General features: G+C 37.4%; 10 protein-coding genes and 2 pseudogenes. 10 read left to right on the top strand and 2 right to left on the bottom strand.

Annotation, left to right across the window (positions count from 1 at the left end):
* Window positions 1–131: 131 nt before the first annotated feature.
* Window positions 132–1455, top strand: a pseudogene (locus tag ISX45_RS06580) (TIGR00366 family protein).
* A gap of 668 nt (window positions 1456–2123) precedes the next feature.
* Here the strand turns inward: ISX45_RS06580 and ISX45_RS06575 are convergent.
* Complete coding sequence (locus tag ISX45_RS06575; RefSeq protein ID WP_407649721.1) at window positions 2124–3014, bottom strand: transposase; 891 nt, start codon at window positions 3012–3014, stop codon at window positions 2124–2126.
* Between the two features lie 606 nt (window positions 3015–3620).
* A protein-coding gene (locus tag ISX45_RS06570; RefSeq protein ID WP_194520318.1) for an IS3 family transposase occupies window positions 3621–4768 on the bottom strand; the annotation gives its coding sequence in 2 pieces (ribosomal slippage) (window positions 3621–4519 and window positions 4519–4768; 1149 coding nt in all).
* A 1199-nt stretch (window positions 4769–5967) separates the two neighbouring features.
* Here ISX45_RS06570 and ISX45_RS06565 point away from each other — a divergent pair.
* From ISX45_RS06565 to ISX45_RS06525, 9 genes and pseudogenes are all read left to right on the top strand, one after another.
* A pseudogene (locus ISX45_RS06565) lies at window positions 5968–6888 on the top strand (methyl-accepting chemotaxis protein); the annotation flags it as partial.
* Window positions 6889–7106: 218 nt separating this feature from the next.
* A complete protein-coding gene (locus ISX45_RS06560; RefSeq protein WP_194520316.1) occupies window positions 7107–8312 on the top strand; it encodes a phenylacetate--CoA ligase family protein in 1206 nt (401 codons plus the stop codon).
* A gap of 1010 nt (window positions 8313–9322) precedes the next feature.
* Window positions 9323–10096, top strand: coding sequence for an NAD-dependent protein deacylase (locus ISX45_RS06555; RefSeq protein WP_194520315.1), 774 nt, complete (start codon window positions 9323–9325; stop codon window positions 10094–10096).
* Between the two features lie 443 nt (window positions 10097–10539).
* A complete protein-coding gene (locus ISX45_RS06550; protein ID WP_194520314.1) occupies window positions 10540–11718 on the top strand; it encodes an acyl-CoA dehydrogenase family protein in 1179 nt (392 codons plus the stop codon).
* 57 nt (window positions 11719–11775) lie between these two features.
* Window positions 11776–12540, top strand: a complete 765-nt coding sequence (locus tag ISX45_RS06545; protein ID WP_181556912.1) for a beta-ketoacyl-ACP reductase — start codon at window positions 11776–11778, stop codon at window positions 12538–12540.
* Between the two features lie 21 nt (window positions 12541–12561).
* Window positions 12562–13011: a MaoC family dehydratase N-terminal domain-containing protein gene (locus tag ISX45_RS06540; RefSeq protein ID WP_194520313.1), complete on the top strand. Its 450-nt coding sequence runs from the start codon at window positions 12562–12564 to the stop codon at window positions 13009–13011.
* Window positions 13008–13409, top strand: coding sequence for a MaoC family dehydratase (locus tag ISX45_RS06535; protein WP_194520312.1), 402 nt, complete (start codon window positions 13008–13010; stop codon window positions 13407–13409). Before ISX45_RS06540 ends, ISX45_RS06535 begins: the two co-directional genes overlap by 4 nt.
* A 184-nt stretch (window positions 13410–13593) precedes the next feature.
* Window positions 13594–14766: a thiolase family protein gene (locus tag ISX45_RS06530; RefSeq protein WP_194520311.1), complete on the top strand. Its 1173-nt coding sequence runs from the start codon at window positions 13594–13596 to the stop codon at window positions 14764–14766.
* Between the two features lie 110 nt (window positions 14767–14876).
* Window positions 14877–15446: a TetR/AcrR family transcriptional regulator gene (locus tag ISX45_RS06525; protein ID WP_181556916.1), complete on the top strand. Its 570-nt coding sequence runs from the start codon at window positions 14877–14879 to the stop codon at window positions 15444–15446.
* Window positions 15447–15750: the final 304 nt, after the last annotated feature.

Raw genomic sequence — 15750 nt, 5'->3', positions numbered from 1 at the left:
TACATCCTTAAAAATTGGTTCGCTTCATTCCTATTTTAGTCATAAGAGATAGGAGGAGGTATACCGTTAAAATTCGAAATATTATGTTTATTTATAATTATAAAAATAATTTTATAAGGGAGGAGAATGATATGAAATTATTATCTAATTTTTTTACAGTGATCGTACAGAGATTTTTGCCTGATCCTTTTGTATTTGCGCTTATTCTAACGGCTATTTTGTTTGTGGCTGGAATTGTCTTTACTCCCCATAGTCCAATAGATATGATTCATTTTTGGGGAGACGGATTTTGGGATTTATTAGCGTTTGCTATGCAGATGAGTTTAATTTTAGTTACGGGGCATGCTCTAGCTAGTTCACCGTTTGTTAAACGCGGGCTACGAAGCTTTGCAAGTATTGCAAAAACTCCTGCTCAAGGTGTTGTCCTAGTGACATTAGGTGCAGCGATCGCATCTTTAATCAATTGGGGATTTGGTTTAATTGTTGGTGCCTTATTTGCTAAAGAAGTGGCCAAAAAGGTTCCAGGCTCTGATTATCGGTTGTTAATCGCAAGCGCTTACATAGGCTTTTTAACTTGGCACGGCGGACTTTCTGGATCGATTCCTTTATTAGCAGCAACGCCAGGCAATCCGATGGAGAAAATATCTGGGGTTATCCCATTAACGGAAACTATTTTTACAGATTTTAATCTATTTATTACTATATCATTTCTTATTGTTTTGCCTATTATGACAAAATTAATGATGCCGAAGCCTCATGAAGTAGTAACGATTGATCCGAATTTACTTGCTGAAGATAAAAGTGATGTATCATTGGCTATATCGGATGAGAAAAGTTTCGCAGTGCGTATGGAAAACAGCAGAATCTTAACATTTCTCATTGTCGCTATGGGATACGCATACTTGATTTATTACTTTGTGACGAAAGGATTTAAAATTGATGTGAATACAGTTAATTTACTTTTCTTTTTTACGGGCTTATTGTTGCACGGTACTCCTCTATCGTATATGCAAGCAATCACAAACGCTGCACGTGGTACAGCTGGCATTTTGATTCAATTTCCTTTTTATGCTGGGATTCAAGGGATGATGGAGCAATCAGGATTAGGTGGTATTATTACAAATGCCTTTATTTCTATTTCTAATGAGCATACTTTTCCGATTCTTGCCTTTTTAAGTTCAGGAGTCATATAATTTCTTTGTTCCATCTGGAGGAGGGCACTGGGTCGTTCAAGGACCTTTCATTATGCCTGCTGCTGCTTCTTTGGGAGTGAATCCGGGTATCGCAGCGATGGCGATTGCTTACGGTGAGGCATGGATGAATATGGCTCAACCGTTTTGGGCGCTCCCCGCTCTCGCAATTGCGGGTTTAGGCGTGAGAGATATTATGGGATACTGTGTCACTACGCTATTAGTATCTGGAATTATTTTTATGATTGGGCTGTCGTTTTTCTAGATTTCCGGCTTGAGTATTATAACAAACTTGACATATCTTCAAAAAAACAAAAGCATAAATTACTTCTGAGTTCTGGTGAAGAAGGATGGTTAATTCCTCCTTCAGTTCTTGATTACAACGGCATAACTCACTGATTTCTTGATTTTTTTGGCTTGATGCTGCCTGAGCTTACAAAGTTCGTGCCATTGCTTTCTTTGTATTCGGTTACCCAACGGTGAAGGGGGGATAAGAGGGCCCAGTTCTCTTGCCGCTTGATCAATCGATTTGCCTGTCCTCTAAGCACAACTCAACGGCTTGAATTTTGTATTCTTTATATCATTGAACACCTCGAACGTATCTTATTCTCTGTATCCATTTTTTAGACAGAAGTGAGATAACGTCCTTGTTGTGTATTCTTTATATTAATATAGATGAGATCATCTTTTATGATGAGTACTTGCGAAATCATTTTTTTATGTTTCTTTTTTGTATAATGATGTTGAACATTCTATAAAGAGTTATATAGTCAAATATGGTCGCATCACAATACCTTATATTTCTCTAGATATTCCATTTTTGGTATATTTTAGATTATTACGCAGATATACTATCGATCTCATTTATTGGCTATGTTAAATCACCTTGTTGGTATTTACTGAAAATATAATAATGAAGATGGTGTTGCAAAACTAGAGTAAAAACTCAAAATTGTGCATAAGAATGCATAATTGTACATGCAGTAAATAGCGATTAAACCCATACCAACGTGGCTGTTCTAGTCCATCATTCTTTAATTGATTGAATGTCTGCTCAATCGAGTTACGGAAACGAAACAACCACTTTCCGAATTCTGTTTTCAAAAACGAAGGAATCACCCGGCCGTAGGCATCTTTTCGTTCATCACCATTTCGAGGATTAATCGGTGAAACGAAAAAGATCCCTGTTTGTTCCGCCATTTGACGGACTTTTTCACTGTCATAGGCAGCATCTCCAAGGGCAAACTCAATCTCCCATTCCTTTAAAGATGGAAATAATTCAAGCGCAACGGCTGCATCATTTCGATTCGCAGTCGTGAAGACATGGGATAAAATGACTCCCTCTGCCGTTGTACAAAGATGTAATTTATAACCTTTAAACCAGTTATACCGAGTGGAGATTCCCCATCTCGCTTGAGAATCATAAAGACTGCTTCGGAGCGCTGTACTGTCGATCATGACGATTTTTGGATATCGAACGCCTAAATCTTTGAGAAGTTGAGCATTAAAAGCGGAAAATCCTTGTTCTCGAAACCACTTACCTGCACGTGAAAACGTAGAAAGATGTGGAACCTCTTTAAGTCCACAAATACGCCGGAAGCAGCCAAAGCGATTCAGTGTGTCAACTAACTGACGTAAAGAATCAATGGAAAAATAGGTTTTTAAAAAGAAACATTTTAACAATGATTTTTTCGGAATCGGTGGTCGTCCTGTCACATAAGGTGTTTCTGGTAAAGAAAGTTGGTCGATGTATTGAAATAAAGCTCGTAAAAGAGGATCCATTTCGCTATTCATTGCATGTTCGATAACAAAATTGGAAATCATGATAGTGTCCACCCCTTGGAAATGTGTTTTTTAGGTCACTGTATATGATTTCCAAGACGGGTGGATTTTTTGTGTACATTTATGCATTCACTATGTGTTTTGCAACACGTTCTAATGAATAAAAGCAATCTTAATATGGAGAGAAAAAAGGAGGAAAGAATTTGGAAGAAACTAAGTATATAAAAATAAACTTTTATTTGTTACTTGCGATATTGCCGCTTTCAATAGTTGGTTATTTATTTGCTGTTTATAAAGAGAATTTGTTTTTCTTGTATGAATGGTCTCTTACACTTTTAATCATAGCTTCCATCATATTATCAATAATTGGAATCATAAAAAATGAAGGGAATTCAAAGTGGATTTCACTTTCTTACTTTGCTTTTTTTGTACAATTTTCTGTTCTTTGTCTATTTTTAGGCCCACTTACGTTTTACAGTGTAATTTTTGTATTTTATGTTACTACCTTCATTACAATCTTAATCTTTGTTATAGCCATTAGAAAGATTGACAAGTTCAAGTTTATACCTTTACTGCTTTTAACATTGTCTGTAATCTTTACGATTTACTGAATTTGAGTCAATATTTTGGACACAAAAAAGTTAAGTTCTACGCTGATTGTTTGATTTGATCTTCTACAGATTGGGGAGTTTTGTACCCCAAACTGCTATGTATTCTTTTTCTGTTGTACCAACCTTCAATAAACTGAAACATCGCTAGTTTGGCAGAGTGGTAGTCTAGATATTGCACATGGTTTACTTCTTCTTTCTTTAAAATGGCGTGAAATGACTCGCAGGCATTATCATAAGGGCAGCCTTTTTGGCTAAACGATTGAATGATGCCATGAGATTGAACATATTGTGTAAACTCAAAGCTTGTATATTGTGAACCTAAATCCGTGTGCAGGAGTAAACCTTTGGTTGGTTTCTGGACTGAGTAAGCGTTTTCTAAAGCTCTTATTACCAAGTCTGTTGTCATCGAACGTGAAAATGAATAGCCCACCACTTTTTTAGAGTGTAAATCCATGACGGAAGCTAAATAACACCAGCCATCTTTCAGCGTATGGATGCAGGTGATATCGGCTGCCCATTTCTCATTGATGGTTGTGGTAGAGAAGTCTCTTTCCAACAGGTTTTTACGTTCAAGTACTTTTTCCCGACTGGAGTGTGGCCGGTATTTTTTCCTGGTAATCGAGCGAATCTCTGCTTTTGCCATTAGACGCTGCACACGCTTCAAACTCACTGAACATCCGTCTTTAAGCAGCGTTTGATGAATTTTCGGAGCTCCATATCGTTCTTTACTCTCTTGATGGATCTGAATGATTTTCTTGGTTAACTCTCGGTTTTCACGCTCACGGTTTGACTCTGTTTTGTGTAATGAGTGATAGTACGTACTTCTAGGAACAGACAGCACGTCACACATCATCTGAACCGGGTACTGTTTCTTGTATTCATCAATAAAATCGATAAGCTCTGTATCGTTTACTTTTTCGCGAATATGGCCATAGCCTTTTTTAGGATTTCAATCTCCTGTTTTAACCGAAGGTTTTCCTTTTGAATAGCTGCCAGCTCTTTGGGAGTGAGGAATTCTTCCCCCGTTCCAATAGGAGTAAATTTCTTGATCCATTTATAGATTGTCACCTCAGAAACGCCATATTCGTTACTTAATTCTTTCACAGAGGTACCGGAATGATATAAGTCTACCACTGTTTTCTTAAAATCTTTATTGTATTTTTTGCCTGTATTTTTACGTTCCATACGGACACATCCTTCCTTGAACTACATTGTAAGGACTTAACTAAGATGTGTCCATAAAACTATACTAACTCCATACGTTATATTTCTAAATGCTTTATGGGGAACCAGTTGGATTTAGGCTTTTTGGCGGAGTTTATCTAATATCGTTCTTCTTTCAGCTAACAATTAAGCAGATGAAAGACCTTCAATTTGTGAAGGTCTTTCATTTATTTTTAGAAGAGTCTTAGAGAATTACATTGTTAAATTGTTCGATAAAAGGTGTTTTCATATAGCTCCTTGCTTGAGGAGCGTCTTGATTTCAAGCGGTCAAAAAGAAAGTCGATGCATCTTCTTTCTAACCCTTAGTCTCAAATGTATTCATTTTCACTTTTTTTACTGCTCTCTGTTCTCCTAAAGGATTCCAGATGTTGTTTGGAGATTAGATTTATATTTCAAATCAGTCTATATTCATCAAAATTTCCCTCGTTTTATTCGTAATATTAAATAGAAATGATCATGATTGGGGAGAGATAAAGCGAGTGGAAAAAAATCAGAAAGAAACCAATTTGTTTGAAGATTTTGTCAAGAGGAGAAAAGAACAACTTTTGGTTCAGCACTTGATCCTGATATGTCTAAAAAGAAGAGGTTATTTATAAATATAAAGAAAAACTGTTAGTTAAAAAAATAAAGCTGCGAAGTACAACGATTCCTTCCCTTGAGCAATCAAGGGATCTTTTTATCTTAACAGAAAAATGACGAAAGTTTTTTTACTTAAAGAGGTGGCATGATAACGCACAATGATGGTGCTTTTTTATCAAAGTAACATCAGTGAATAGAGGTGTTTGAATGTCTATGAATCTAAATAAAGTTAAATCTTAAAAAAGAACATTTAGCATATAATCTCTTATTTTGAAATAGGGTATTTTTCCTATATAAATGATAATTCTTAAGTCCGATATTAAGTGTGTAAGAATATAAAATATAAGGAGAAAATTTCGAAAATCACAGCGGTGAGAAGTCGTTTATAGTTGCATCAGGAATTCTTTTCATATTTATGTGAGAGATTTTTTAGAAAGATGGATTGGAAAGACCTCGATAATATATAGTTCTGATTTTGTACAACTTGGGGGGATAAAAAGTGTTGTGGAAGAGTTTCACTTAATTTATTTCATCAGACACATAACGATACGTTCACTTAAAAAGAAAAAGGGAGTAATTGTATGAGTATGAAGACTAAAATGAACGGGCTTTTAAGTATATCATTTTTCTTACCTACTATTCTTTTATTACTTTATTTCGTAAAACATTCTTTTAACTGGCTGATTGGATCTGCTATCTTTTCTTCCTTTATTTCTATTTTAGTTACTGTGGTTCTCTTTAATCGAAAGTTTTCGGTTGAATCAATGCAAAATCGTAAAGAAGATCAAGATCTATCCAATGAGAATGATGAAACGGTGGTTCTTTTCCAGAGCCTTGAACAAGATACCGAAGAATTAAAGGATTCTTTACAAACACTTTGTGATGAAATGAAAAATATATCAAAAATAGCGGCGGATATTTTGCAAGGGGCTAACATTCAATCCGAAAATGTAGAAAAAAGTACCGAAGCCATGATGGATATTTCAGCTGGCATCCAACAAATCGCCTTAAATGCCCAGAACGTATCCAATACGTCCACGACAACTTTACAGGCTGTTGCAGATGGATTTAAGGCCATTGAGACGATAATTGGTCAAATGGAATCGATTCATCAAAAAGTCGAAAATCTTTCGAAAGTTGTTACCGATTTGTCTAAGTATTCTCGGGAAATAGGAAATATCGTCAAAACAATTACGGAAATTTCAAGTCAAACGAACTTATTGGCATTAAACGCGGCTATTGAAGCAGCACGCGCTGGAGAGCATGGAAGAGGTTTTGCAGTGGTTGCCGATGAAGTAAGAAAACTGTCTGAAGAGGCGACTGCGTCAACAAATCAAATTAGCGAAATTGTTTCTTCCATCCAAGAAAATATTTCAAAATCCGTGGAATTTATGAACGAAGGAAAAGTAGAAGTGACGAATGGTATTCGTATCGTAAATGACGCAAAACACGCTTTTGAAGTGATCCAATCAGACATGAACAATGTTTCACAACAAATTATAGAGGTTTCAGCTGCTGTTCAACAACTTTCAGCCGGTTCTGAAGAAATTAGAAATATTACAGAGTTTACCAAAAAAGTTCAAAAAGGCGGTGTAGAAAAAATACAAAATATGAATGAACTTTTTGATGAATTAATAACAGCAGCGAATAAGATCCTTTCGTCCACTCACCGTTTGTATCAAAAAGTGAATAATGCGAATCAACAGGGGGAGAATGACTGATGAAAAATCAATTATTCATCGAGGCTGCAATGCGATCCAAGCTATACCAAAAAAAGTTGAAAAATATTCATCTCGAGGATTGGAGCAGTATTCCTTTTACAACGAAAGATGATCTTAGAAATGCCGATACATATGATGTACTAGGTGTACCCTTACATCAGGTTGCAACTTATCATGAGACAAGTGGAACAACTGGTACGCCGACTCCAAGCTGGTTCAGTCATAAAGATATTGAACAGGAAGCTCAGGTAGTTCTTCAATCTTCTTTGAATCTAAATGAACATGATATCGTCTTAAATCGGTTCCCTTTTGCGATGGCAATCCCTGCTTTTATTGTATATTGGGCATCACAAAAGGTTGGAGCTGTTCATATCGGTGTTGATAAAGCAAGTATGGTGACTCCCGATAGACGTGTTGTAGAAATTATGAAACGAACAAATCCCACTATTTTGACATTACTTCCATCCGAAGCCGAAAAACTATACCATGTCGGTATGCAAATGGGAGTTCGTTTTCCTACCAAAGGTTTACGGGCATTACTTTTAGCAGGTGAGCTCGTTTCACCGGCAAGAAAAAGATATATTGAAAAAATGTGGGGTGTTCCGGTTCACTTGCTGTTTGGAAGCACGGAGACGGGCGGATTATTTATGACATGCGAAAATGGACATTACCATATTGATCACCCAAATGTGAAAATCGAGGTAGTAGATGATTCGGGTATCCCTGTCGAAAACGGAGTGAAAGGGAATTGTGTGATTTCTTCAGCAAGGGAAGGAATGCCGCTCTTGCGATATGCTAATCAAGATATTATTCAATTAATTGATGGGGCACAATGCAATTGTGGAAAAACGGAGCCAATTATGATTCACTATGGTCGAAAAGAAGATGTGATAGAATATCAAAACAAGTCTGTAAACTTTTATGAATTGCAGGAGGCTGTTTATACACTTAGTAAGGTTCCTTTTATGTGGAAAGTGAAAATCTCAAGTAATCGAGTTCAATTTCTATGTCAGTTTATTGAACCAGCAGGAGAAGCAATCATTTCTACTATTAAACATGAATTAAGTGAAAAATTAGGTTTTGAGGTAGATATTCAACAAACAGAGATTATCCCGCTTGAAAAGCTTACTGAAAAACCTGCTTATGGGAAGTATGCATATATTGAACACGAACTTATCAATGAGCCTGAAGTGCTCGTTAAGTAGGGTACAACGATTAAAAGGATAATCTTTTGGATAACAAGGGATGAATAAAAGTCAAGTAGCCATTTTTGAAAAAGCATTCAGTATCCGTATTTGAACGCAACACCTAAGTTAAGGTGTTGCGTTTTTATTCATAGTAAAATCATACATGAAGCTATACGTTATCATCTATATTTTTACAAAAAAAAAGACCTTCGACTTTACGCTACAGCAAAGACCAGAAAATTCAAGAAGCTCTCTCTTGAAATTCCTGTTTTTACGATTCTATCTTCACATAAATTGGTGTTTTCTACTCAAACAATTTCTGTATTTTCGGCGCATTTGCGGGTTCACAGAAGTTCCATGCCTTTCTAGTTATCGTGAGTTGCTTCATGGTTTTGAAGGGAAGGTTTTTCTTTCTTTAACGCCCAACTCCTATAAGACTTAGGTATCCAATGTCTGAAAATCATGGTGATTGATCGCACTGCTCTCAGAAGGCAGAAGTAGTCTCTATGATTCTTAAACTCGGTAAACTTTTACATTACAAGGGATATAAGTTCCATTTTGTATGGGATGATTTTTTTACTCTACTGCTAATCGATAGACGTAGTCTAAAAGACTGCGGGATTTGTCATCGTCGATTAAGCGTAATAATAGTAGAACGTTCGTAAAATAGAGGAACAGGTAGGAAGCCTCTTCCTTTCATCGATTTATCCACGAAAGAAATTATGCACGTAGTAAAGAGACTTGACTTATGAATGTGTAATACCTACTAGTCCTCTTGGTAAGGAATTTCTCAAACTCCGGAATACGATGAGCGTCAGTTCAATGAGTTGAAGGACGTTGGACGGACTGAAACAGCTGTGATAATATTGGATTTCATCGATATCTGTTGTATGTACAACTATACTTCTCATCTTATTCACAAGATTGCGTATTTATTTTAGTTCTGCAACACCATCAGAGTGTGTAAAAAACAATTTTATAAAAAATAGAGAAAAAATATATAATTAAAAGAGAAAGGGGGAGTATCCATGGAAAAAATAAAGGAACTTGCACAAATCATTAAAAATGCAAAAAACATTACAATATTCACTGGAGCAGGAATGAGCACAGAATCGGGAATTCCTGATTTCAGAAGCGATAATGGTATTTATTCACAAGAAGAAGATGTAGAGAATTATATATCAGAATACTATTTTAATAGAAATCCGAAAGATTTTTGGGCAAAATTTAAACGAATTTTTTCTTTGAAATTAATGGGGAATTTTGAACCAAACAAAGGACATCTATTTTTAAAGAAATTAGAAGATATGGGTAAAAATATAACGGTTTTAACACAGAATATCGATGGATTGCATCATAAAGCAGGAAATTCCAACATTATTGAATTACATGGAACCCTTCAAACTGCTACATGTCCAAAATGCCAAACAAAATACGATTTAAAGTTCATTAACGAACATGATGTTCCAAGATGTAATAAAACAAACAAAAAGGGAGAAGTTTGTAATTTTATTTTAAAACCTGATGTTGTGCTGTTTGGCGGTATGGTTCAAAATTTCGACGAAGCATTAAATAAAGCTTATAACAGTGATCTTTTTATTGCAATGGGAACGAGCCTTGAAGTATCTCCCGTTAATCAAATTCCTGTTTATTTATCTTATCAAGCTCCTAAAATCAAAAAAGCAATGATTAATAAAACGCCAACAAAAATGGACCATTTATTTGATATTGTTATTCATGAAGGAATAGGAGATACAGTTACAAAAATAAATAAATATCTAAAAAATCAAACGAACTCATAAAGAGTTCGTTTGATTTTAGGGGATATTATGAAAAAAACATACAGGGATCGTTCAAAATTATTTGATACAAAAAACATTTATGTTTAAAATGTGAACCTGTTGCAAAACTCATAAGCATGCATAAATGAACGTAGAAAATCCATCATCTTGAAAATAATGTACAGTGACTAAGCATACACTTCTGGATGGATATATCGTCATCTACAACATACTTTTTCTGATGAGAGTGATCGCATTTTTATATATGTTATTAGCACTTGGTATAATTTGTATGAAAAAGCTCAGATACAAAGCACGGACAGTTTTGTTAAAATTGAAATAAGTCTTGTATTTTCTGAAATTTCTTAATAAAATAAAATTAACATACCAACCGGTTGGTATATTGTTAAATAACATGAATATTCATAAGATAGAAGAATTTTTATTTGAATGGAGAGGATAATATGTTCTTGCGCCTCACAGATGAACAGAGAATGGTCCAAAAAGCCATCAGAAAGTTTGTAGAAAAAGAGCTCATGCCTCTGGAAAATGAAGTGCTGAGAAATGAGAGAGAAGGAAGATCAAGCCTCCCGCCAGGTAAACTTAAGGAACTTCAATTAAAAGCAAAAGAAGCGGGGTTCTGGGGAATCAATACACCTGCGGAATACGGCGGAGCTGATCTCGGGAATGTCATGATGGCGATTGTAATTATGGAAGTTTCGAAAACGTTTGTTCCTTTCCAATTTGGAGGATCGGCAGATAATATCCTCTATTACGCCAATGAAGAACAGAAGAAAAAATACTTAATTCCTACCATCAACGGCGAGAAAAAATCATGCTTTGCCATGACTGAACCTAGTGCAGGCTCCGATACAAGAAATATTAAAATGACAGCAGTAAAAGACGGAAATGAATGGGTGCTAAACGGAGAAAAAACGTTCATTACTGGCGGAAATGAAGCAGATTTTGTCATGGTGATTGCCATTACTGATAAAGAAAGGCATAAGGCGACTTTAGGACGTGAAGGAGTCACATGTTTTATTGTTGACCGCGATATGGGCTGGAGATCCGAGTATATACATACGATGGGACAGTCAGGACCTGCCAGCTTAATATTTGAAAATGTCCGCGTTCCGGAAGAAAACATTTTAGGTGAATTGCATGGCGGTTATAAACTCGGATTAGAATGGATTGGATATGCGAGATGGGTTGTTGGAGCGCGAGCAGTCGGAGCTGCAGAACGTTTGCTGCAAATGGCGATCGATTATTCAAAAGAGCGCATCACCTTCGGAAAACCGATTGCAGAAAGACAGGCTATTCAATGGCAGATTGCTGATTCGGCGGTGGAAATCGAGGCGGCAAAATGGCTCGTGCTCAATGCAGCTTTTACGCTGGATCAAGGGGAGGATAACCGGCATTTAGCATCGATGGCGAAATTGTACGGTGCGAATATGGGAAATAGAGTCGTAGACAGAGTTCTACAAATTCATGGTGGAATGGGTTATACGAAGGAGCTGCCAATTGAACGCTGGTACCGCGAAGCAAGACTTTGGAGAATTTACGATGGTACGGATGAAATTCAGCGCATGATTATTGCTAGAAATCTATTAAAAGGGCATGTAAAAATCGGTCAATTTATTTAATGTTGAAAGCGCTATCTAATGGATATTGGAGTATATATATTTCAGGAGGAATGGAAAATGGGTGGAAGATTTGAAGGAAGAGTAGCATTTGTAACAGGCGGAAGCCGCGGAATCGGAAGAGCGATCGTTGAGCTCTTTGCAGAAGAAGGAGCAAAAGTGGCTATTATCGATTTGAATGAAGAAGCGTTGAATCAAACGACAAGCGAATTAAAAGCAAAAGGGTATGATGTTTATTCTAGAGTGGCAAATGTCACCGATGCGTCCCAAGTGGAAAGCGTGGCGAAAGAAGTAGTCGACACGTTTGGATCGATTGATATTCTCGTGAACAATGCAGGGGTGATTCGTGATAACCTGCTCTTTAAAATGACAGACTCTGATTGGGAAACCGTGATGGATGTTCATTTAAAGGGATCGTTTTATTGCGCTCGTGCCGTCCAAAAATATATGGTAGAGAAACAATATGGCCGCATCATAAACATTTCTTCCACGTCGGCTCTCGGTAACCGCGGTCAGGCCAATTATGCCACAGCAAAAGCAGGGCTGCAAGGATTTACAAAAACACTTGCCATCGAACTTGGGAAATTTGGGATTACTACTAATGCGGTAGCTCCTGGATTTATCGAAACGGATATGACAAAAGAAACGGCAAGACGAATCGGTATTTCATTCGAGGAGCTCATCAATATCAGTGTTTCACAAATCCCGGTTGGAAGAAGCGGAAAGCCGTCCGACGTTGCTCATGCTGTTGCCTTCTTTGCAGACGAGAAATCTTCCTTTATCAACGGCCAAGTCTTATATGTAGCTGGAGGCCCAAAAAATTAAGCGAAACGGGGTGACCATTACATGTTCACGGAACACATTGGAAAATGTTCTAATAAGGTTAAGAATATTGTTGAAAGAAGCGCTGTAAAAAAGTTCGCGGAAGCGATTGGTGATCCGAATCCAATCTATTGGGATGAGGAAACGGGAAAAAAATCAAGATATAAAAACAATATCGCTCCTCCAACATTTCCAAGGGTTTTTGATTACGGCGTGATTGATGAATTGAAACTTCCAAGTAAGGGGCTTATTCACGGTGAGCAAATCTTCCATTATGAACGTCCTCTTCTCGTAGGAGAAGAAATTATCTGTTACTCGAAAGTGGAAGATTACTATGAGAAAAAAGGAAGCATCGGTAAGTTAGGATTTTTGGTCATAAAAAGCTACGGGGAAGATCCGTCAGGTCAAATCATCTTCACTTCTACACAAACTATCATCATAACAGAAGCGGTAAGAAAGGCGATGATCGTGTGAAAAAGCTCATAGAATTACAAGTGGGAGATTCACTAGGAGAGGTGCAGCTCAATCCTGTTTCTCGGCTGGACTTAATTAAATATGCCGGAGCTTCCGGGGATTACAATCCTATTCATACCATTGATGAAGAAGCAAAAAAAGCCGGTTTACCGGGAATTATTGCACACGGAATGTGGACAATGGGAAATCTCTCAAAGCTGTTCACCCCTTATTATGAAGAAGGTTTTATACAGGATTATTCGGTCCGGTTCAAAGGAATGGTTTTTCTTAACGATGTCATTACACTAAAAGCAACTTTGAAAGAAAGAATTGGGAATAAACTGCGTTTTAACGTGTTGGCGGTGAATCAAAGCGGAAATGAAGTGGTAAAGGGAGAGGTAGTGTTTTCTCAATATTAAACTCTCTGCAGATCAGACATCCACTAATCACTTTAGGGATGAGCACGAAAATAATGTAATAGCATTTGTCATTGGAAGGTTTCTTAGCTGTGAAAGAAAGCCCGGTGACAAGAGGAACCTCTTTGTTACTGGGTTCACACTATTTTGTTTTCATTCATTTTTAAAATAAGGAGCGAGGAAAACAGTGAAGAGAGATGCTGTCATTGTTTCAGCTGTCCGTACCGCAATAGGTAGACAAGGGGGTGAGCTTGCGCCTATACCAGCACATATATTTGGAGCGGAAGTGATAAAAGAAGCAATTCAACGGGCAAACGTCAGACCTGAAATGATCGATGATGTGATTTTAGGAAATGTTTTGAGCGGCGGCGGAAATATTGCAAGATTAACAGCGTTACAAACCGGTTTGTCCATTGAAATTACAGGATTAACTGTTGATAGGCAGTGCGGGTCAGGAATCAATGCGGTAAACCTAGCAGCACAGGCGATTCGTGCTGGAGATGGCGATATTTATATAGCTGGAGGGATTGAGAGCATGAGCCGGGCGCCATATTTAATGGACCGTCCGGAAAAACCATACAGTTCTACCCCTCCAAGTTTCCGGAAGTCACAGCTGTCACCGAAAGAAATTGGCGATCCACCCATGGGAATTACGGCGGAAAATCTCGTGAAAAAATATAACATTAGCAGAGAGGAACAAGACGAATTTGCGTTCAGAAGCCAGCAAAGAATGGCTGCTGCAATGGAGGAAGGCCGGTTTAATGAGCAAATTGTTCCTATTACCATTCCAGTCAGAAAAGGGGAGCCGATCGTATTCAAAACCGATGAACACCCTCGGCCCCAAACAACTATGGAAGCACTGTCAAAGCTCCAGCCAGCTTTCCTAGAAGGAGGTACCGTTACAGCCGGGAATAGTTCCGGTTTAAATGACGCTGCATCGGCATTGGTAATCATGTCAAGAGAAAAGGCAGAAGAGTTGGGCTTAACCCCGTTAGCCGTTGTCAGAGAGTATGCCGTAGCAGGTGTAGACCCTAATATTATGGGGATCGGACCTGTTCCGGCGACAAGAAAAGTGCTGAAAAAAGCGGGGCTTTCCTTGGAAGATATCGATATCATTGAAATTAATGAAGCATTCGCCGCGCAAGTTATTGCATGTGACAGGGAACTGAACATGGATCCGAAAAAGGTAAATGTGAACGGCGGTGCGATCGCCCATGGGCACCCGCTCGGTGCAACCGGTGCCATCCTTATCACAAAGGCGGTATACGAATTAAAACGCTCTGGAGGAAGATATGCTCTGATTACGGCTTGTATTGGAGGAGGACAGGGGATTGCCACCATTATTGAACGTGAACAATAACACTGTTCAGTTGGCAAGAAATTATATGAACAACGTCTAAAATTTTTAGTAGAGCTTTGAAATGTGCCGTAATTTAATTAATGAAAACTTCTACAGAAAGGAACGAACACATGAAGGAAAAAATTATCGAAACAAGCATTGAACTATTTGACCAGAAAGGCTTTAAAGAAACATCCGTACAAGATATTGTCGAATCTATCGGGGTGACAAAAGGAACATTTTACTATTATTTCAAAGGTAAAGAGGAATTGTTAGGAGATATTTGTTTGACCTATATTGAGGATCTCGTAAGGCAGCAGGAACAAATTTTAGAAGATCCTAATAAGGATTGTACAGCAAAGCTATATGATATTGTTTATATGCTGATCAATAACATTAAAACTCAGCGGAGAAGTGCGAGAATTTTCTTCCGTGAAATGAGACACTTAAATGAGTTGCACTTGCAGGAAATTAAAGCAAAGCGAAGAGTATTTCGTGAAAATTACCAAAAGTTAATTGAAGAAGGAATAACAAAACGAGAATTTAAAAATAATCCTAACCCAGATATGCTGACATTTGGAATTTTAGGGATAACAAACTGGAGTTATTACTGGTTTAATCCTGAGGGAGAAGTATCGGAAGAAAAGCTCGCTGAAATCTATGTGGACTTGATATTAAACGGAATTAAAAAATCAGATTAATCCTTTTTAGGTGAAGATCCAGCAAAATTTGATTTAAGTATTTAAAAAATATTCGCTTCATATAAATCATACTAACTTAGTTAGTGTCAAGCGGTAAGACGAGCGCCGCTACTTTTTTGTCATGGAAAGAGATACATGGCACCGATTGTGCATTCTCTTTTCATGCCCTTCCTTGAAAAAATAGGTAAACTACCGCCGCTTTACTTCGGGTTGAAGTAGGAGAAGACTTTTTTCGGAATTATGTTAAAGGGGGTTACATCTTCCAGCTAACACGCTGTTGCAAATTCGCAGATAATTTTTCGAT

It is taken from the genome of Thermaerobacillus caldiproteolyticus, from assembly GCF_015326725.1.
GTDB classification, from domain to species: Bacteria; Bacillota; Bacilli; order Bacillales; family Anoxybacillaceae; genus Thermaerobacillus; species Thermaerobacillus caldiproteolyticus.
Note: the sequence above shows the minus strand (reverse complement) of the source record. Positions and strands in the feature narration are given on the sequence as shown.

Excerpts from the sequence above, each read along its gene's own strand:
- ISX45_RS06575 (WP_407649721.1), bottom strand. The coding sequence starts at position 3,014 with ATGATTTCCAATTTTGTTATCGAACATGCAATGAATAGCGAAATGGAT.
- ISX45_RS06545 (WP_181556912.1), top strand. The coding sequence starts at position 11,776 with ATGGGTGGAAGATTTGAAGGAAGAGTAGCATTTGTAACAGGCGGAAGC.
- ISX45_RS06560 (WP_194520316.1), top strand. The coding sequence starts at position 7,107 with ATGAAAAATCAATTATTCATCGAGGCTGCAATGCGATCCAAGCTATAC.
- ISX45_RS06540 (WP_194520313.1), top strand. The coding sequence starts at position 12,562 with ATGTTCACGGAACACATTGGAAAATGTTCTAATAAGGTTAAGAATATT.
- ISX45_RS06550 (WP_194520314.1), top strand. The coding sequence starts at position 10,540 with ATGTTCTTGCGCCTCACAGATGAACAGAGAATGGTCCAAAAAGCCATC.
- ISX45_RS06555 (WP_194520315.1), top strand. The coding sequence starts at position 9,323 with ATGGAAAAAATAAAGGAACTTGCACAAATCATTAAAAATGCAAAAAAC.
- ISX45_RS06525 (WP_181556916.1), top strand. The coding sequence starts at position 14,877 with ATGAAGGAAAAAATTATCGAAACAAGCATTGAACTATTTGACCAGAAA.